Below are 19,987 nucleotides of genomic sequence, written 5' to 3'. Positions count from 1 at the left end.
TCTGGTTTGGTGCATAATCTTTAACAAAGACTTGTGGCAGAAGCAAGTCTCAAATGAAAGGTATTTATGAAAAAACATTGGAAATATTTACTGTTGCTGTTATTGGTTCCTGGATTCCTGGCTTGTGGTGACGATCCAAGTCCGCTGCCCGATGATCCGGATGATGAAAATCCAACAACTTTTGAACGAAGCTATGCCTTTTCCGGAAGTATGCCCGAGAATGTGCTTCGAAGTTATTTAAGTCGTTCGATCACCATGGCGGAGTTCCTCACAGCTGATGAGTTTATCTACGACTCTGCAATTCCCCAGCGGGAAGACGATGAACGCATGCTTATTGACATGGGCGCTAAGTTTGTTGGGCGGTCAATATTTATGTGGGGCTCGGAGGATAAAGCAGCCAATCCGGATTTTTTTGCGAAAGCCAAACAGCGTTTGGAGCAGATGCATGCATTGGATGGTGATTTGATTTTCCAGGCTTGTATTTTCGAAATTATTACCACAAAGGTGAATGAAATTGCCATTCCGGCGTGGGTTTTTGAAGCCTTCAATTTGGATGTTGAGGATCGCATGTTTGATTATTCAAAGATGATCAACACATCGGGCAAGTTTGTGAATCAATGGGCTGATGGGGCTAGCGTCCCGGATGTGAGTCGGTTGGAAACCCGGATGTGGTTCTATTTTTTAGCGAAAAACTACATCGATATCGGAATTGAAGCTATTCATTGGGGGCAAGTTGAACTGGATGCCATGGCTGACAAAAACAACAACTACGAAGGTTGGAACGATGTGCTGACCCGTGTACGTGATTACGCATCGGAAAATGCACGTCGAAAGTTTATTCTTTCTGATGGGCATGTGCCAAGTGGTGGGCTTGTTGTAGATGGAAACTTGTTGTTGGACTTTCACAGTTTTCCACTTCGGATGCGGGAGATCTACGGAAAGCCGCAGGAGGCCGAGCTGGTGCTTTACTACGAAGATGCTTTTTATCGCCGAAGCAAAGGAGGAACAACTCCAAGTGGTTGGGAGAGTGAAAACTTGCCCTATTTGGTGGAGTTCGATAATTTTGGAATTTCCAGCTTTCCGGGAGAGGCAAAGTTAAGTTCTACCTGGGTGTGGGGCTACGATGAAATTACCTGGTTTAGCCTCCAGCCAGAAGATTACCGAAATGAATTCTTAAAGTATGCCTGGGATTGGATTGAAGAATATGATCCCATCGGCAACCTGCAAATGCCTGGAAACCGAAAGGTGGTTCCTTATGCCGGTTCATGGAATGAACGTTATCGTGCCAATAGGAAGACGGCCGGTTTTGAGCATGGTTACAGTCAGGAGGAAACAATCAAACAAATTTGGAGTGACGATGAATAAGTTGGTAGGATTGCTGGCGATTTTGCTGTTGATGGGCTGCGCAGGAGCTGAAAAACAGGCTGATCCCTATTTTTTTGAAGGAAGTATTTCTGAACCTGTTCTGCGAAACTACTTAGCCAGAGCAGTAACCATGTCTGAATTTTGTGTAAAAGCAGAGCTGGCACAAGATGGTTATAATCCCTGTAAAGACGATGATGTCCGGTTTTTGGAGAGCATTGGCGCGAAGTTTGTCGGACGGGCTGCTTTTCGCTGGGGAAACGAGGATCAATTAAACAAGCCTGAGTTTCAGAATTACATGAAGGAGACGATTGAGCGGGTTCACGAGAAGGATGGTGATGTCATTTTTCAGGCAGCTATTTTTGAGGCTGTATCCCGGCAAGTGAATCAGGTCCCGATTCCAGTTCGTGTGTTTGAAGCTTTTGGGCATGAAGCTGTGCATCGGAATTTCAATTATGATGCGATGTTGGACGATTCCGGCCGTTATGTCGATTTATGGGGAGCAGGCTGCAGTGTGCCTGATTTAACCAAATTGGAAACTCAATATTGGTTTTACTTTTTAGCAACCATGTATATCGATGCCGGATTTGAAGCGATTCATTGGGGACAGATTGCCTTGATTGGAATGAATGATACGAACCATGCTCAGTTTCAGCAATTGTTGGATCAGGTTCGAACCTATGCGTCGACTCATGCCCGAAGAAAATACCTGTTGTTTGATGCGCACACTCCCAATAAGGGCGTGGTGGTTGATGGTCGTCTGCTACTGGATTTCCATTCTTTTCCGTTACGGGTGAAGGAGCTTGCAGGAAAACCCATGGAAGGCATTTTGGAAGTAGGGCATTTAGATGCTTTGTACACCAAAAGCAAAGGGGGAATAGCGCCCAGTGGTTGGCACTCTGAGAGCTTGCCTTACCTCGTTGAGTTCGATAATTTTGGAATTAGTCGGGCGCCCGGAATTGCGGATACCACGTCGCACTTTGTGTGGGGGTATGACGAAATTACCTGGTTTAGCATGCTGTCGCTTGAAGATCAGTCAGCGTGGATGGCTTATGCTTATCAGTGGCTTCAGAAGAATGCTCCCAATGGTTATTTACAGATGCCCGGCGTTCGAGTGTTGACACCAGGAGATGGTTCCCGACGAATTTTTAAAGCAAATGATCGGGAGTTTTGCCCAAAAGGTGCTAATTTGGAAGCTCCAATAAAGCAAGTCTGGAATAACTAAGCCCAAAGATTAAACCGATGAGAAAAATTTTTAACCTTATAGCCTTGGCCGTTTTGGCCTTTGGTGTGTCGTGTTCAATTCCGAACAATGGGGATGAGTCAGAAAATTCCCCCGTTGACTATGTCAATCCGTACATGGGGAATATCAGTCACCTGTTGGTGCCTACCTTCCCAACCATTCATTTGCCCAACAGTATGCTGCGTGTGTATCCTGAACGTCGTGATTATACCGAAATCAGGTTGAAGGGATTGCCTTTGGTGGTGACCAGCCATCGGGGCAGTTCGGCGTTTAACCTGAGCCCTTTTCAGGGAGAGGAGAAGGATTTAGCTCCGGTGATCAACTTTAGTTACGATCAGGAAAAGCTGACTCCTTATTCTTATTCAGTTTTTTTGGATGAACAGCAAGTACAAGTTGACTTTGGCTTGTCACATCAGTCGGCGGCCTACGAGTTCAAGTTTATGAAGGATGCACCGGCTTATCTGATTCTGAACTCGGGCAATGGAGCTATGAGCTGGGATGGAAAAGCTTTAAGCGGCTATCAACTTATCGAGAATAATACAAAAGTGTATCTCTATTTAGAGCCGGAGGTTATGCCTCAAATAGTGGGATCGCTGGTTGATGGCAGCTTGCATGCCGGGAAAGAAGTGGAAGGCCGGGATGCTTGTTTGGTGCTGAAGTACCCTCGGGGAACCAAGCAGCTTCGAATGCACTATGGAATTTCGTTTATTGATGAAGCGCAGGCTAAGGCCAATTTAACCCGTGAGGTGGCCGGCAAAACGGTGGCTCAATTGCAGGAGCAAGGACGCGACGTTTGGAACAAAGCTCTAGGTAAAATACAGGTTTCCGGGGGCACAGAAGATGATCGGACTGTCTTTTACACGTCGCTGTATTGTTGCTACGAGCGTCCGGTGTGCATTTCAGAAGATGGCCGTTACTACAGTGCTTTTGATGGTGAGGTGCATGCTGATGCCGGTCGGCCATTTTATACCGACGACTGGATTTGGGACTCGTATCGGGCACACCATCCTTTGCGGATTTTGCTCGATCCGAAAGTGGAAGAAGATATTTTGCATTCTTTTGTATTGATGTCGGAGCAGATGGATAACTTTTGGTGGCCTACTTTCCCTGAGATCACGGGTGATAGCCGTCGGATGAATTCAAATCATGGCGTTGCTTCGGTAATTGATGCCTATCAAAAAGGATTGCGGAACTTCGATTTAGAGAAAGCTTACCTGGCCTGCAAAGGAGCAATAACCGAGAAAACTTTGGCTCCGTGGTCGGGCATGCCGGGCGGAGAACTCGACCAGTTTTATAAAGATCACGGCTATATTCCAGCCTTGTACGAAGGGGAGGAGGAAACAATTCCGGAGGTGCATGACTTTGAGAGTCGTCAGCCGGTTGCGGTTACCCTGGGAACTTCGTATGATGAATGGTGTTTGTCTGAGATCGCCCGGATCCTGGGAAAAGAAGAAGATGCCCAAAAATTTAAAGAAGCTTCCTTCAATTACCGTAATCTGTTCAATTCCCAAACCGACTTCTTTCATCCGAAAGATAAGGTTGGGAAGTTTATTGAGCCATTTGATTATAAATTTTCGGGGGGTATGGGAGCCCGGAAGTATTATGGCGAGAATAATGCCTGGGTTTATCGCTGGGATGTTCAGCACAATATCCCCGACTTGATTGAACTGATGGGCGGAAAAACGAATTTCATCAATCGTTTGGATGAAATGTTTACTGAGCCTTTAGGACGAAGTAAGTATGCATTTTATGCGCAATTGCCCGATCATACCGGGAATGTTGGACAGTTTTCGATGGCGAATGAGCCTTCGCTGCATGTTCCTTACCTGTACAACTATGCCGGTGAACCTTGGAAAACCCAAAAGCGCTTGCGTAAGCTGTTGCACGAGTGGTTTCGCAATGACCTGATGGGCGTTCCGGGCGATGAAGATGGGGGAGGCATGTCGGCCTTCGTTGTTTTCTCAGCCATGGGCTTTTATCCGGTAACCCCCGGATTGACTACTTACTCGATTGGTAGCCCGGTGTTTGAACAGGTGACAATTGATTTAGGAAATGGTAAAACATTTGAGATAAGTGCACCTCAGGCATCATCGGAGAATAAGTATATTCAGTCAGCTAGTTTGGATGGGCAGGCCTTGGTGAAGCCCGAAATTCTACACGAGGCTATTTTGAGTGGAGGGAAGTTGGTCTTCGAAATGGGTCCAAAAGCGAACCGTTCGTGGGGAGTTGAATAAACGATTTTATGTCCTTCTGAAGTGTTTTAAATGATAATACTTTTTAAAGTGGCATGCTTTAAATTTTAAAGAGACCGCCTTTCGCGGTCTTTTTACATTTTATGCCTTCCTGCTATTCCGGGACCATCCAGGAGTCGGTTAGGCCAGGCTTTTGGATCCAGGAAGTTGGTATTGGAATATTAACCGAATATAATTAGTTGCTGGCGAGGAGAAGTTATATTCGGTTAATATTTGTTTTAAAATGAGTAAAATACATGGAGTTTTTTTGGGTCGTATATCCTTGTTTTGTTAGTATGAGTGATAAAGACATTTGACACGATTAAAAACTAACGACACCATCTATGAAAAGGCTTAACTCTTTTTTTGGGCATCTTCTTATTGCCGGACTTATAACTTGGGGATTGTTTTCTTGTTCCAGTCCGGAGTATCCACTTACTTCCAAAGTTGAAAACCTCAATGCTAACTGGACCATGCAGTCCAGCGAAAAGTTGACAGAAGCAGATGAAAGCCTGATTTCTCAAAACAACTACGATGACGACAATTGGCTGGAAGCTATTGTGCCAGGAACGGTTTTAGGAAGCATGGCCACAACCGGGAAAATTAAAGATCCTTATTTTGGAATTAATATGCAACAGGTTGATCCGACGCAGTTTCAAAAACCGTGGTGGTTTCGAACTTCGTTTGAGCTGTACGGCGATGATTTGGAAAAGCTGATTTCTCTTCGGTTTAACGGAATCAATTACCGGGCTGATCTTTGGGTGAACGGGCAGAAGGTGGCTGGGAAGGATGAATTTGCCGGCACTTACCGCATGTTTACTTTCAACATAAATGACTATGTGCAGCCGGGAAAAAATACGCTTGCCTTGAAAATGTGGCAACATGCTGATGGTGAATATTCAATTGGCTTTGTTGATTGGAATCCTTTGCCACGCGATCGAAACCTGGGAATTTTCCGTGAGGTTTTTCTGGAAGTGAATGAAGGCGTGAAAATTCGCAGTCCTTTTGTGTATGCCAAGGTTGATAAGGAAAGTTTGGATGCAGCCGATCTTTTCATCCAAGTGGAGCTGGAAAATGGCTCGGAGAAGGATCAGCAAGGCGTTTTGCGGGTTGATTATGAGCTGGGAGTCGTTGAGCAGGCGGTCACGGTTAAGGCGGGTGAAAGTCGTTCGTGCCGTTTTAGCCCGGAAGACTTTCAGCAACTGGCTGTTCAAGATGTAAAGTTGTGGTGGCCCAATGGCATGGGCGATCCCAACTTGTATCGGTTGAAAGTTGATTTTATTTCCGACAAGTCCTTGGTGGATCAGGTGAGTAGTCGTTACGGCATTCGGGAAATTGATAGCTATTTGAATGATGATCAGAACCGGGTGTTTGAGGTGAACGGAAAGTTTGTGTTGCCCAAAGGGGGCGGTTGGGTCGATGACCTTCTGCTGCAAGATACGAAAGAGTCGGTGGAAGCCCAGCTTAAGTATGTTCACCATATGAACCTGAACAGCATTCGTTGCGAAGGTTTCTGGGGAAAGACCGAAGGGCTTTATGACCTATGTGATGAGTATGGTATTTTGGTGATGATTGGCTGGAATTGCCATTGGGAGTGGGAGGAGTACTTGCTTAAACCAACACACGAGAAGTATGGCGGAGCAGTGTCGGATGAGGATATTGAATTGATGGCGGCCATGTGGAAAGATCAACTATTGTGGTTGCGCAATCATCCGAGTATATACGTGTGGATGTTGGGAAGCGATAAGCTACCTGCACCTAAACTGGAACACCAATACATCGAATTATTCAAGAAATATGATCCCTCGCGGACGTATGTCACTTCGGCTGGAGGGGCCGGAACCGAGGATAACAACATTGTTGCTGAAGTCCCCTTGGTGAGTGACATCAGCGGTCCCACAGGCATGAAGATGTTGGGCCCCTATGCGTATACGCCTCCTGTTTATTGGTTTACCGATAGCTTGCTGGGTGGTGGTTATGGGTTCAATTCCGAAACCTGTCCCGGGCCAAGCATTCCGCCTTTGTCTTCTTTAAAAAGAATGTTGCCAGAGGAAAGTTTGTGGCCCATTGACACCACGTACTGGGAATACCATACCGGGCGAAATGCGTTTAAAACGCTGGATCGTTTCCGCAAGGCCATGAACGAGCGCTATGGCGAGTCGCACAGTGTTGAGGAATTCGCATTTAAATCGCAGGTAAGTAACTATGAATTGATGCGGCCGATGTTTGAAGCTTTTATTGCGCACAAACCTAAAAGTACCGGCTTGGTACAGTGGATGTTGAATTCGGCCTGGCCGGAGCTGTACTGGCAATTGTATGATACCTATTTGCAGCCAAATGGTTCGTTTTATGGTGTGCGGAAAGCTTGTAATCCGCTGCATGCCATTTACCGCTATGGTTTCGACGATATTTACCTGGCAAATGAGCAGTTGAATGCCGCTGAAGAGGTGACCGTAAAAATACGCGCCTTTGATATTCAGTCGAAGGAGATTTTCTCCGATAGCTGGACCGGATCCATTGCGACGAATACGTCGAAGCAGATTTACCAGTTGCCGGAAATTAAAAGCCGGACGGACGTTTGGTTCCTTGATCTGCGAGTTTACAACAAGGATCAGGAGGAAGTGGATAACAACTTGTATTGGTTGTCGCTCAAAGAAGATGAGCTGGATTATGAGGCGGCCAAAAAGTTGGAATGGCCTTACTACACGCCTCCCAAAGGCTACGCCGATTTCACTGCGCTTGACCAGCTGGGAAAGGTGCAGCTGAAGTACGATTACCTGTACACCAAAGAGGGCAAAAACGGTGTGGTGAAGCTAACCCTTAAAAATCCGGGCAACACGATTGCTTTCTTTACTTATTTCGATCTGTTGGATCCGCAGTCGGAGCAACCGATACTGCCTGTGTACTGGAGCGACAATTATTGCACCTTGCTTCCGGGAGAAGAACGTACCTACACGGCTCGTTATTCACTGAGCAATTCCAATGCGGGCAAGCCCACTTTAAAGGTGAAGGCGTGGAATGTCGATGAAGTAAGTCTCTAACGCCTTCGGTCTGGAAAGAATATAAATGGATGAAAATCTAACGTCTGAAAGTCTAACGGATCAATAATAAATGGTAAAACCCAAATATTGAAAGATCATGGAACAAAATAGAGCGTATAAAAAGTGGATGTTTATTCTATTGCCGGCCTTGGCCATGTCGCTGGGATGGGGCCTGCGCGGACATATTGGTGGTGGCCCTTATGGAGCAATGATTCCCGGGGCTATGGTAGCCCTCAGCATTTGTTTACTGCTTGAACTGCCCAGAACCTTTTCGGCGTTGGTGGTCGTGTTTGGCGTGGCTGGCGTGGGGATTGGTGGCGAGATGACCTATGGCCAAACACTCGGTTTTTTGCGAAACATGGACACGGTTTGGTGGGGGACCTTTGGCACCACGGTGAAAGGAGCTACCTGGGGATTCCTTGGCGGTATGATCCTTTCCTTGGGATTTTTACACCGGCAAATTCCCTTGAAAACGCTGCTTTATGCCTACCTGTGGCTGTTTGTCGGAATGGTAATTGGCTTTAAACTGATTAACGATCCCATGGTTTTGTATTTTTCTTATCCGGAGAAACCACGCCCCGAGTCGTGGGCTGCCCTGTTGGTGGGTGGAATCGCCATGTTTATTTACCTGCGTTTCAAACTGCCAACGGTAAGCCGTCAGTTGGTAACCCGCTTTAGTTTGTGGGGACTCTTAGGCGGTGGTTTAGGTTTTGGCCTCGGAGGTTTCTGGTTTGTTATTGGTGGCAAGTTGGGAGACACTGTGGTTTACCATGATTGGTGGAAAGCCATGGAGTTTTCGTTTGGTGCTTTGCTTGGGGCAGCTTTGGGCTTTGCAGCTTGGTTAAGTCGCACGATGATTCAGGAGCTTGCCCAGGAAAAGTCAACCTTTGAAAATCAACATGGACGGGTTTACCAGGAGCTGTTGATTGGCTTGGGGGCTGGTTTGCTGATCTATTGGCTGGTGCCTTATACCTTGGAACCCTTTGCAGATGGAGCTTCCAGCACAGATTCTTTTGTGATGGTTGGTTTGAGAACCATCGCCACGATTTTGGTCAACTATGCTTTCTTTGGATTGATTCTGATTCTTATTGCTTTAAAGTTCCCGTGGGCAGCTTGGCAACTCGGAATTACCTTGACCTTTTGCCATGCCGCAATCGACTTGATACGGGACTTTTACCCGGATACCAATATGTGGACGCCATTCACCATGTACTTCTTGTTTGTATTTTTACTGACTGCCAATGTTGGTTTGTTGGTGAGCTATTACAAGCAAAACGAACGACTTGTCCGCAACCTGTTGCTGCTGTTGATCTGGGCGTGTATGCTGATTTCATTTGGACGCTGGGCACTTCATCCTGAACGCTTAAATATTGACGGGCTATCGTTTATGCAGGTTGTGTTTGGACGATTTGCCGTTGACCTGATTTTCTTTTCGGAGGCTGTGGTTTTGACGGTCTTATTGAAAAGGTGGTTTGGTGATGCCAAGCTTGAGCGCTCCAAGGTAGCGAGCTATTCCTAGCGATGACTTTGCTTTTAATTCTTCTTTAATGATTACGCCAAAAACAGGGGTTAACCCTCGCTTTTTATTATTCGTATATCGAATTGGTGTTTAATCGACTCCTTTTTTGGCATGAAGAATTTTTGGGTAAAACGGATGTTTAAGGTGGTACTTACGCTGGTGCTGCTGTTTGTTTTCATGATGAGTTCGCCGCGTTTGTTGGGCTGGCTGTATCCTGATCGAGCGCCGGTTGGTTATCATTTTGAACGACTCGACTACCTGGCCGTAGGGGTTGGTTTGGAAAGTTTGGTTGAACGAAAGCCGACGGTGCCCCATGCCGTTCACGAAATCAAAAACATTGAATACAAGCGGGTGGGAGAGCGCTCATTGCAACTCGACCTGTACTTGCCCAAACAGCTGAACGAGCAAGCTCCGCTCCTGGTCTTTATTCATGGCGGGGGATGGCGCACCGGAAAACGAGCCGATTATTTGCCTTACCTGATCGACTTCGCCGAGAAAGGTTACGCCACGGCAAGCGTTTCTTACCGCTTGGTGAAAGACAGCATTTATCCGGCCTGCGTGGAAGATATTCAGGATGCCATGCAGTGGGTTTTTCAGAATGGGGAAAGCTACGGGTACGATACTTCGCGGGTGGCCTTGATTGGCGGATCGGCTGGTGCCCACCTGGCTATGCTGGCGGCTTATGGCTGGCATCGGGAAGGGGACAAGCCGGCTAAATTTCCGATCAAAGCCGTGGTTGACATCTATGGGCCTGTCGACTTCCGGATTGAGTATGCCCAAACGCAGCCCTTGGTAACCGGTTTTATCGGGCACGCTTATGCCGACAAGCCCGAACTGTATTGGGAGGCATCGCCAGCACGCTACCTGAGTGCCGACGACCCGCCAACCCTTATTTTGCAAGGAACCTCTGATCAGTTGTTACCACCCAGCCAGTCGGACATGCTGAAAGAAGAGCTTGATCGCTTGGGGGTGCCTTGCGAGTACTACCGCTTTCCACTTTGGCCGCACGCCATGGATGTGGTTCAACGCGTAAATGACTATGCGCAACTAAAAATGGACACCTTCTTTGAGAAATACTTGCATTGAAAAGTCAATGATCTGGCTATTGAGCTTCCAGCCCCGCTGTTTGAATGACTTTAGATTATGCCATCAGTGGATGGATGGATGGATGGATGGATGGATGGATGGATGGATGGATGGATGGATGGATGGATGGATGGATGGATGGATGGAAAATACGGCTGTTAACCTCTTCCAATTTTCGTGTTGAAATTACCACAGCCTTCTCCTCGTTTCCGCTGCGCCTAAACAAAAGGTAGGCCGGGGGCTGATTTTTATCGGCACAGGCACAAACAACAAAAGCACCCAGCCCGAAGGAAGGATGCTTCTGTTAACCTTTTAAAACAAAATTTAGAAATGAAATCGTTTTTAATCCACTTCCGATGAGATCGGTTCTTCTTTTTCGCTATCGGCTCTACCTTCACGGGTAGCCAAAGTATGCTCCATGGTTTTAATTTTTTGGTTAAGCTCTTTAATGAAATTCTCAATTTCAGGCGTTTGCATGTTTAAGCTTACCAAGGCGTTTACCCGTTCAACCATCAGTTTATACAGCGGATCAATTTCGAGACGAATTAACTTGGCGCTTCCACTGCTTTTATAGGCCAGCTCCGTATCGCGTTCATTTTGTTTCGCCTTAAAAGCTCCATTTAATTCGTTTAAGCGTGTCACCCAAGTGTCGAGCCCACAGGTGGTCACAAAACCGGCATTTCCCGGCTTGGCCAAATCGCCCAGCAAATTCGTTAAACCTGCTGTTTCTTCGTTATACGAAATGCGGCGAAGGTCGCCATACAGATCAAACAGGCGCCTTAGGCGCTTGGCAGCCTCCACTTCCTCAGCAATGGTGCACAACAAGGTCGCATTGATGCGCATATCGATGGCCCGCCAGATATTGTCGCGGTCCTGATCTATGTTTTGTAATTCTTTGGTTAATACGCTGCCCTGGTCCACCCGCAATTCTTCGTCGAGTTTGGTAAAGGCCGTGTTAAAGTCAGTAAATTCGGCCTCCGAATGGAAGGCTGCGGGGCTAAGTTTCAGGAGCAACTTTTTAAAGTCGCTCATAAATTGAAAGTATTCTCCGTTGCGGAGTTTGTACAATAAAAGTGTTAGAATTTTAGCCATGTGGTTTAATTAAAGGATGAATAGATGGGTTTTAAAAGGTTGTTTAAATTTTGGTGTTGGAAAGCGTTTTGCTAATTCCGGTTTTGTTAAATAAAATTACGGCAAATGGCTACCTGAGTCAATACCTAAAATTATGCTACACAGCATTTTGCTTTACGACACCTTTTAGGCACTATTCGGCATGCTGTACGATTTACACGCAGAGCACTGCGGAAGCCCTGCCAGGAGATTTTCAGCCTTGCCGCACGGCTGCGTCAAGCAATCCACATTAATTTTTCCCATGTCGCAGCGCTGCGGGAGGCAATCCAACAAGTTTGAAAGGGTGTTACACGGCTGCGGCAGGCCAGCCACAACATTCTTTCCTTGTCGCAGTACTGCGGGAAGCTATTCAACAAGTTTGAAAGGCTGTCGCAGGGCTGCACCAAGCCATCCACAACATTTGTTCCCTTGTCGCACGGCTGCGGCAAGCCATCCAACAGGTTTGAAAGGCTGTCGCACGGCTGCGGGAAGGTTTCAAATTAGTCAGTTATGAGTATTTGCCCATGGAGCTGGCTGCGACAAGCCGCTGTTTACGAGGCTTGCAGGCGAAAGCACTTGATTGGGTTCCCTCCGTTTAAGCGTTAGCGGATATCAGGAGTAGCACGATTCAATCCAATCCGAAATTCAGCGGATCAAATGCCTGCTTTAAAACAATAAATTCCTACATTTAAACAAACGTATTTATAAACCGACAAACCAAGGAAAAATGAAAGAACCGGTCTACACGCATTAACCACCCCTAAGCAGTCTATTAACCAACAAACATACATCCAACTAAAGCAAATAGATCCACAAGACTGTGGATATAAGTGTTATGCAAAATATTAAACAAACCAAGAATTAGCTAAAACATATGAGTCAATTAAAAATCTTTCTTAGTTCTACTTGTTATGATTTAAAACAGATTAGGGCAGATTTGTTTGATTATTTCTATAACCAAGGATACACACCTTATTTGTCAGAAAATCACGATTTTCCAATCAATCCACAAAAAGATACTATTGAGAATTGTATTGAAAATGTTAAAAAGAATACAGATATTTTCGTTTTAGTAGTCGGTAATCGTTATGGCTATCAAATTGAAAATGGGAAATCCATAACAAATACTGAATATTTATATGCCAAAAAACTTGGAATACCAATCTATATTTTCATTTACAGACAAATAATTTCAATCTTACCAATTTGGAAAAAGAATCAAAATGGAGATTTTTCTGATAGTGTAGATTCAACCAAAATATTTGAATTTGTTCAAGACTTAAGGGAAACAGATAATAATTGGTGCTTTGAGTTTGAAAAAGCCCAAGATATTATTAAAGTCCTCAAAACACAGTTCTCTTATCTTTTTAAAGAAGCTCTTAATCTAAAGACTCAATTTAAATCTAATCTTCCTGATTTTTATAAAAAGCTATCCACAGATGCTATAAATATTCTTCTAAATCGTGAAGATATGTTTGAAGTTTTATTCTTTGCACAAGCATTGGAGGATGAACTTACAAAATTTGAAGAATTAAAATATGACCTAGAATATCACATTCTATTTAAATCTAAAACTAGAATTGATAATGACATTGAACTTCAGAAGTGGTTAACTCAAAACTTACAGTCCCTAGACAACATTATTGATTCTGGGAATAATCTTTTTAATAAAGCATTTAAAACATATTATGGAGAACCTGGTGTACCATCAGATTTAAAAGGACTATTTTATGTTGCAGGAGCTTTAGCCAGACTATACGGCGAGATGATAAACTGGTACAATGACATAAAATCAACCTCAGTTGAAGACGAATATAAAATACTACGAGACAGTTTTGCTCAATATACAATAAAGGCTGCCGAACAAATATGGAAATATCCAAAAAAAATAAAAGATGACATTCATAATGGACTTGAAAGAATTAAAAATGGAGAAGAATCTGTAAATGTTGAGTCAATATTAAAATTGGAAATAGATGATGATTCGATGGAAATCTTTCATAGAGAAATGGACAAACTAACAAGAAAATACAATTAAAATACTTTGCATAACAAATTGTAAATTGCATTGCGGGGTTCGTGCGGTGTCGTTCGCTGGATTCTCGCAACGACAACTTACAAGTGACCGTTGTGTGGCATATGGAATAACTGCAAATCATAATAATTCAAGCAATTTCCCAAAAAAATGTGAGACAAAATAATCTAAGCATAATGCATGATAAATACGCGCCATATTGGGCAATAGCCCTAATTCTTTTGTTGGGAACTGGTCTATCAACAATTTGGTTTGACCTTGGTGCTTTTTGGAAAGGATATGTACTGGATATGGTAGGCCCTGCTTGGGCATATGTTTTATTTAGGGGTTTATATACAACAACAGTAGATAACATATGGACACGTTTTTTCACACCAAATAGAACTTTGATAATTTTTTTTATCGTATGTTTTGGAATTGAAACCTTGCAGTATTTTAAGATATATGATTCAACCTTTGACTTTTGGGATTTACTGGCCTATATCTCGATTCTTACTCCATTGTTTGTAATTGACAGCAGAATAATTCGAAAAATTAAAAATACGCCACAGAATAATTAAGTGTTCGGCCAGTGCGCAGCATAGTGGCTGAACGCGGTGTTGACGTAACCCCACCTATCCCTCGTCTGAGCGTTAACGGTGGCGAGGGATAAGCTGGCAGTCGTTTTAAACGACAATACTCCAGGCTATGGCATTGAACAAGAATTCTGAATGTCTTCTCCATTAAAAAAATAGCTGCCGGTAATTCATTCATCACCGAGTAAAGCCCTGCTTTTCGGAGTTATAGGGGGGGCTTTTGAGTTTGTAACTCGGTTCACCATGTTGTTTGAGCAGGCCCAAATTAGGATTCTTATTCAATGATTGCCACAACCCTTGCCGGGGCGGCAGAAGCACCAACTATCTTCAAGGGAAAAACAGCCAGTTTAAAGCCCTGGTAAGGAAGCTGATCCAGGTTAACCAATTGCTCCATGTGGCAATACTCTTTGTTGGCACCCACCAAATGCGCTTCCCAAAACAAGTTTGGATTGTTGGTTTCTTTGGCCTTTTGGATCATGTAAGGCAAGGGCAAATCCCATCCCCATGCATCAATGCCCATCACTTTTATACCTTGGTCGATGAGCCACTCGGTGGCCGCGGCACTCATGCCTGTTCCTGTTTTATGGAAATCTTTGGTTCCGTTCAACTTGTCTCTTCCGGTTTTAATAAGCACAATCATTCCCGCTTTTAACTGCAGGTCATTGGTCTCCAGAAAAGCTTGAATGTCTTCCACCGTAATCGGGTCAAAGTCGGCTTTGTGCTTCATGTCAATCACAAGACCATCGCCAAAGCACCATTCCAGAGGAATCTCGTCAATGGTTTTGGCTTTCTTGCCGTTCACAGTGGGGGAGTAATGCCAGGGAGCATCGATATGGGTAGTGGAATGAACCCCTATTTTTTGAATGGTATCGTCAGCCCAACCGGTAAATCCTTTGGGAAACAGGCGTAAAGGAAGTCCCAAAATCCGGAGCAACCATTTGGCTTTTTGATGTGGCTTGTGCTTTATTTTTACTTTCATAAACCACGGATCAGACTCGTTGTACTGAATGGGCTTTGACAAATCAATTATTTTCATGTTTAGGTTTATTTTATTGTTAGCGGTTGGTATATAATGTCGGGGCGGTCAGACGAAAGTCTGAGTGGCCGACCGAATCCGCACAAACCCAGCCATGCCTTATACCACGTGTTGTATACCGTTTTTATTATCTGCTTAATATATTGCCTATGATTTTCATAACCATTTTTACTCGGATTATCTAAATCAATCATTTCTCCTAATCCTGTATCGAAGATCTGCCAACCATGTTTTTTTGCTAATTCAATCAATTCAAAAAGTCCATTCTCACCGTAAAGACTAATCATTGTATTACTCACTCGTTCATTGCCAATGAAAAATTCAATAGAGAAGTCTTTTCCTTTTATTTCTCTATGATTATTATCCTTGATAATCTCACTGAATGAACTCTCAAGAATTTGGGAGAAATCAATTGGTTCGAGTTTGTCTTCGTCCAATTCCTCAATAGATGCAATCGTCTCTTTTGAGTTAAATAATACAATGTCCCAACCCATTTTTCTTGTTTTTAAATTTCCTATAACTAGTTTATATGCTCATCAATTGATTATAGATCTTCCATGTCTTTGGGTTTATGGAATATATCCCTCTAAATATAGAAAATATAGTTAGTTATCATTGGTTTATGGATAACATATTATCAATCTGATTTTTAGATTTTCCCCAGGCTACTCCTAGGCATCGCTAGCATTAAGACGAGGCGGAGCCGTTCGTTTCTCCTTCCGCTGCTCATTGCCTTACCCCCTGCGCCTTTCAGAATAACCACCCAGCTTCAAGATGTGCTAACTTTCTGAATTAGAAAGCTCCCCATTGGCCACTGGCAAGCTTTCAAAACTACCACCTCCCTTTCGCCTTGAGCGAAAGTACTCCTCCTGGCCTGGAGGAGAAAGGGCAATTAGCCGCGCATGAATACATACAACGCAACAGGATATGTCGGTTTCAAAAAATAATTTTACTTTTAAAAACTAACATGATGATATCCTTTAACCGTCAATATGTAGCATTTGCTCTCAATCTGCGAGGAGATGGCGACAAAACAAGTGCATTGACGTAATAGCCATAGGTTGGCAGCGAGAATGAAAACAAAGAAGCAGATATGACAACACAAATAATAATCGTACTAATTCTGGTCTTCCTGATTAACTTGATAACCACTTTATCATATTCTGTAAGAATCGTTGGGATCAGGACCGGGCGCATTGCAGTTTCCTTTGCATTATTCAATATTTTGGTTCTAGTTTCAAGGACTGCTTATGGTTTTCAGGCACCACTACTGGCAAAAACAATTGAAAACAATATTAACTCAGGCGCAGGCGATAATCTGTTTGAATTTCGGCTAATAATTCTTGTGTGTTCAGTGGCTACCATAATTGGTGGTTTTTTGATCCCTACTTTTCAACGAATTCTTTCCATTGCAGTTGACAAATTCAGCATATATAAATCTGTACCATCTTTACTTTTACATAGTTTCTCCAAAGGTGGAATTAGCTCAATTAAAGAAAGTGTTGTAATTCCAAGCTCAAAAAATATTGCAGAAATTGATTTATCAAGGCAGTTCCCCTGGAAAGTTTTCATTATGAATATTGTTGCGGTTGCTATCATCACCGTTGGGGTATTGTCTTCCTTATACGCAGGGTACCTGAACCCGGAATATCGAACAACTGCGAGTAATCTATCTGCAATCATTAATGGAGGAGCAACCATTCTAATGTTCATCTTCATTGACCCCTATTTATCGGTAATGACTGATGATGTGGTTTTAGGCAAAACAAAAGAGAGTTTATTCAGGAAGTATATTGTTTACATGGTTCTAGCCAGATTATTGGGAACAATCTTAGCTCAACTAATATTTTTACCAGCAGCCCAATTCGTTGCATGGACAGCAGAATTGATATAATGAAATACGAATAATCCCGAAGCTGTTTCATAGGATAATACTCCAGGGGAGTGCCGGCCAGCATGGTTCGTGATACTCACCCGGTGCTGGCGCCGATTTGTAATCGGTGTCTTACCTGCAAACTTTTGCTTTTTCAAAGCAAGACACGGGACACAGACCTGCACCAGCGGTCAGGAAACAGGGTTTACTCAAATACGACGGGGATAGTAGCCATATGTGTAACAAGGGGAAGAGTAGAATGGTATTAGTTCGAATAATATTCTCATAAACTACCGGTTAGTTTACTGACAAAAAACATTAACTTTTATTAGTTTAGGGGAGCTTTTTTAACATCAAACCCCGATATGATGAATAGTTGGTTAAGGCAAGCATTAGGAGAATATGTGTCGTTTAAAGATGAGGAATGGGAATTCTTTATGCATCGCTGTAAATGTGTAAAATTGAAACCTAAGGATATTTTTTTTAGATCAGGAGAAATAGCCAATAAGGTTGGTTTTTTAAGAAAAGGAATTTTAAGAGCTTGTCAGGAAAATGAAAAGGGGGAAATAGTGACTTGTTACTTTTATTATTTACCGCACAACAATGTAGTTTCATTACAAACTTCTTTTGCGTTAAAAATACCAAGTGAACACTCTGTTGAAGCGATAACTGATTGTGAAATTCTATATCTTGAAAGAAACCACTTCAATAATTGTTTGCACAAATATCCTGTTTTTGAAACAATGGTTCGGAAAATTGCAGAAAAGCACTATTTGGATAGTTCTAAAAGAATAAATGATTTTCAAACAAAAGATGCTAAAGAAATTTATAATGATTTTGTAAAAGAATGTGGAGATCTTGCTTCCGAAGTTCCACAGTATATGATAGCTAGTTATTTAGGCATGTCCCAATTTACCTTAAGTAAAATAAAAAAAATAACCTTTCAATTGTGACGGCTTTTCCGTTAACTTCTGTTGCCCTATTGGGCTGATTGCAAACCAAAAAACAGGATGATAAGCTAACATACCCAAAAGAACTGCCCTGTAGAACACTACAGGGCAGTTTACAGTCTATTTTAGGGAATACTATTCATTTTCAAGCTCAGCATAAGTTTGACAAAAGATATTTATATGAGAGCCATCTGATACCGTCAAGGGAGAAGACAAATAGGCATCATTCAGAAACAATATATACCTGTTTTCATAGAAAGATTTTAAATTGTCGTATGTGTCTTTAATTTGGTACGTTCCGTTTGGAAGGTTATTGAATATGAAACGTTTTATTTCCCATTGGTAAGATGATTGTGACTGATCCAGATAATGAGCTAAGCTTACACTTACATCCTTTTCTCCAGATGAATACTCTTCACCTGTGTCTTTGTTTACAAGAGTAACTGAAGTCTCTTCGATTATGGAAGGGCCATATGAGGAGTATTGGTCAACAAACCTGATCGTTATGCTATTTTCCCATCCCATTGCCTGACCCACAAGTTCATCTGCAAAAGCGAGGTAATCGGATTGATAAGTAACTAATTTTTTGAGTTTGCCATATTGTGCCAAGTGCCAATCTTCTCTGAAATTAAAATCATTCTCCATATAGTTTGCAAAGTGTGTTATAATACTTTCAGCCTGATTCAGAAATATTGCGGCTTGTTTCAGCATTTCTTTTCGGTATTGAGCTAAGGCAGGTAGCGCTTTTGTATCAGGGTTTTCATACACTTTGTGGGCTTTTTCGATGATAAAGAAAAGAAGGTCGGCCTGAACAAGATAATAGTGCTGGAAATGGTTCATTACAGAAAGGAAACAATCATCGGCATTTGATTTTTTCATGTTTTCAAGAGTAAGTTCACCCCACAGTTTAATTGCGCCATCAAGACTACCTATTGTCATTGAATTTTGTATTGTGGCTAACTGGGTCTCCAGCGTATGTATATCAAGTTCAGTATCTATTTGTTTTGCAAGAACTCCCCAGTCATTTGAAGATGTTGACACCTGAGTGGAAAGATTGATAAAATCATTACGAATTGTTTGAACATTGGCGAAAATCTCTTCCAACCCACTTACCTGCGTTGTGTATTGGTTTTTAATCCCCTGCACATAAATAACTTGTAGCGAATGCTCAACATCCTTTTTGAAATTCTCGATTTGCTTTGATAAGTTGTCAAGTTTTGTTCCTATTTCTTGAATTTCGTCAGCTAGTTCCTCGTTTGAGATACTTGGTTCGCTGGATTCTCCAAAAATATTCTTAAGAACCCAACCTGTTGCTTCGTCGCCAACTTTACCGCCAGCACCCTTGGCAATTCCAAGAACAAAACTTTTTGCAATCTCAGTCTGAAATGAGTGGAGTTGCCCTCCATTGGCGTCATCGAATTCGTCATTTTGTGAGCAACTGATTGGCAAGGCTAACGCAATAAGCAAGGAAAAATAGAATGTTAGTTTTTTCATAGTTGATTTTTAGTAATTAAGATTATCAAATAATAACATAAGAAGACTGAAAGAAAGTAGTATCTCTTTTTTCGATAAAAATAAAGACAGTAATTGGATATGATTTTGGCATTTGCCAAAATAAGTGGATTATACAAATAGTTTATTTGCTGCTATTCGCCTGCATCGATCTGTGATCAGAATATTCAGGGAAATCCCTTAGACTATCACGCTTGTCTCGTTCCTGCAGCCATCTCTCGTTTGAGCGTTAGTGGTGACGATGGATAAACTGAAAGCTGTTTCATAGGACAATGCACCAGGGGAGGAGTGCCTGAACAACATGGTTCGTGATGCTCACGAAAATTCGGAGGGATCAATGACTGTTTTCAATCCGGAAGATTACTTTTGCGGTTTTGTTGGAGAATTGTAGCGGAAAACTGCACTCTGGCGTGA

15 protein-coding genes are annotated in these 19,987 nt (G+C 42.9%); 11 read left to right on the top strand and 4 right to left on the bottom strand.

Annotation, left to right across the window (positions count from 1 at the left end; all coding sequences use genetic code 11):
- The first annotated feature begins 66 nt into the window (after positions 1–66).
- The 7 genes from ACRD6K_RS16435 (at position 67) to ACRD6K_RS16405 (ending at position 10,715) form a co-directional block, all read left to right on the top strand.
- Positions 67–1,365, top strand: coding sequence for a hypothetical protein (locus tag ACRD6K_RS16435; RefSeq protein WP_430974156.1), 1,299 nt, complete (start codon positions 67–69; stop codon positions 1,363–1,365).
- Positions 1,358–2,587 carry a hypothetical protein gene (locus tag ACRD6K_RS16430; RefSeq protein WP_430974155.1) on the top strand — a complete coding sequence of 410 codons (1,230 nt, stop codon included), beginning with the start codon at positions 1,358–1,360 and terminating at the stop codon, positions 2,585–2,587. Before ACRD6K_RS16435 ends, ACRD6K_RS16430 begins: the two co-directional genes overlap by 8 nt.
- A 17-nt stretch (positions 2,588–2,604) precedes the next feature.
- Positions 2,605–4,839, top strand: coding sequence for a GH92 family glycosyl hydrolase (locus ACRD6K_RS16425; RefSeq protein WP_430974154.1), 2,235 nt, complete (start codon positions 2,605–2,607; stop codon positions 4,837–4,839).
- 341 nt (positions 4,840–5,180) lie between these two features.
- On the top strand, positions 5,181–7,877 hold the full coding sequence (locus tag ACRD6K_RS16420; protein WP_430974153.1) for a glycoside hydrolase family 2 protein: 2,697 nt from the start codon (positions 5,181–5,183) through the stop codon (positions 7,875–7,877).
- Positions 7,878–7,974: 97 nt separating this feature from the next.
- Entirely contained in the window at positions 7,975–9,396 is a 1,422-nt protein-coding gene (locus ACRD6K_RS16415) for a hypothetical protein (protein WP_430974152.1), read from the top strand.
- A gap of 111 nt (positions 9,397–9,507) precedes the next feature.
- Complete coding sequence (locus tag ACRD6K_RS16410; RefSeq protein WP_430974151.1) at positions 9,508–10,482, top strand: alpha/beta hydrolase fold domain-containing protein; 975 nt, start codon at positions 9,508–9,510, stop codon at positions 10,480–10,482.
- A gap of 44 nt (positions 10,483–10,526) precedes the next feature.
- The gene (locus tag ACRD6K_RS16405; protein ID WP_430974150.1) at positions 10,527–10,715 is read left to right on the top strand and encodes a hypothetical protein; all 189 of its coding nucleotides are present in this window, start codon (positions 10,527–10,529) and stop codon (positions 10,713–10,715) included.
- A gap of 109 nt (positions 10,716–10,824) precedes the next feature.
- Here the strand turns inward: ACRD6K_RS16405 and ACRD6K_RS16400 are convergent, their stop codons facing one another.
- Positions 10,825–11,574, bottom strand: a complete 750-nt coding sequence (locus tag ACRD6K_RS16400) for a DUF6261 family protein (RefSeq protein WP_430974149.1) — start codon at positions 11,572–11,574, stop codon at positions 10,825–10,827.
- Positions 11,575–12,466: 892 nt separating this feature from the next.
- On the opposite strand from ACRD6K_RS16400, the gene ACRD6K_RS16395 reads away from it, so the two are divergent.
- Both ACRD6K_RS16395 and ACRD6K_RS16390 read left to right on the top strand, forming a co-directional pair.
- Positions 12,467–13,630, top strand: coding sequence for a DUF4062 domain-containing protein (locus ACRD6K_RS16395; protein WP_299582979.1), 1,164 nt, complete (start codon positions 12,467–12,469; stop codon positions 13,628–13,630).
- Positions 13,631–13,803: 173 nt separating this feature from the next.
- Entirely contained in the window at positions 13,804–14,187 is a 384-nt protein-coding gene (locus ACRD6K_RS16390; protein ID WP_299582976.1) for a hypothetical protein, read from the top strand.
- Positions 14,188–14,476: 289 nt separating this feature from the next.
- Here ACRD6K_RS16390 and ACRD6K_RS16385 read toward each other — a convergent pair whose 3' ends face one another.
- Both ACRD6K_RS16385 and ACRD6K_RS16380 read right to left on the bottom strand, forming a co-directional pair.
- Positions 14,477–15,238: a cyclase family protein gene (locus ACRD6K_RS16385; protein WP_430974148.1), complete on the bottom strand. Its 762-nt coding sequence runs from the start codon at positions 15,236–15,238 to the stop codon at positions 14,477–14,479.
- A gap of 8 nt (positions 15,239–15,246) precedes the next feature.
- Positions 15,247–15,732, bottom strand: a complete 486-nt coding sequence (locus ACRD6K_RS16380; RefSeq protein WP_430974147.1) for a hypothetical protein — start codon at positions 15,730–15,732, stop codon at positions 15,247–15,249.
- 599 nt (positions 15,733–16,331) lie between these two features.
- Between ACRD6K_RS16380 and ACRD6K_RS16375 the strand changes: the two genes are divergently transcribed.
- Together ACRD6K_RS16375 and ACRD6K_RS16370 are read left to right on the top strand one after the other, a co-directional pair.
- The gene (locus ACRD6K_RS16375; protein ID WP_430974146.1) at positions 16,332–17,132 is read left to right on the top strand and encodes a lipid II flippase Amj family protein; all 801 of its coding nucleotides are present in this window, start codon (positions 16,332–16,334) and stop codon (positions 17,130–17,132) included.
- 344 nt (positions 17,133–17,476) lie between these two features.
- Positions 17,477–18,064, top strand: a complete 588-nt coding sequence (locus ACRD6K_RS16370) for a Crp/Fnr family transcriptional regulator (protein WP_430974145.1) — start codon at positions 17,477–17,479, stop codon at positions 18,062–18,064.
- Between the two features lie 132 nt (positions 18,065–18,196).
- Here the strand turns inward: ACRD6K_RS16370 and ACRD6K_RS16365 are convergent, their stop codons facing one another.
- The gene (locus tag ACRD6K_RS16365; RefSeq protein ID WP_430974144.1) at positions 18,197–19,555 is read right to left on the bottom strand and encodes a hypothetical protein; all 1,359 of its coding nucleotides are present in this window, start codon (positions 19,553–19,555) and stop codon (positions 18,197–18,199) included.
- Positions 19,556–19,987: the final 432 nt, after the last annotated feature.

The organism is Sunxiuqinia rutila (genome assembly GCF_050589705.1).
Taxonomy (GTDB): Bacteria; Bacteroidota; Bacteroidia; order Bacteroidales; family Prolixibacteraceae; genus Sunxiuqinia; species Sunxiuqinia rutila.
The sequence above is the reverse complement of the archived record's forward strand: the minus strand, read 5'-3'. Positions and strand labels throughout refer to the sequence as shown.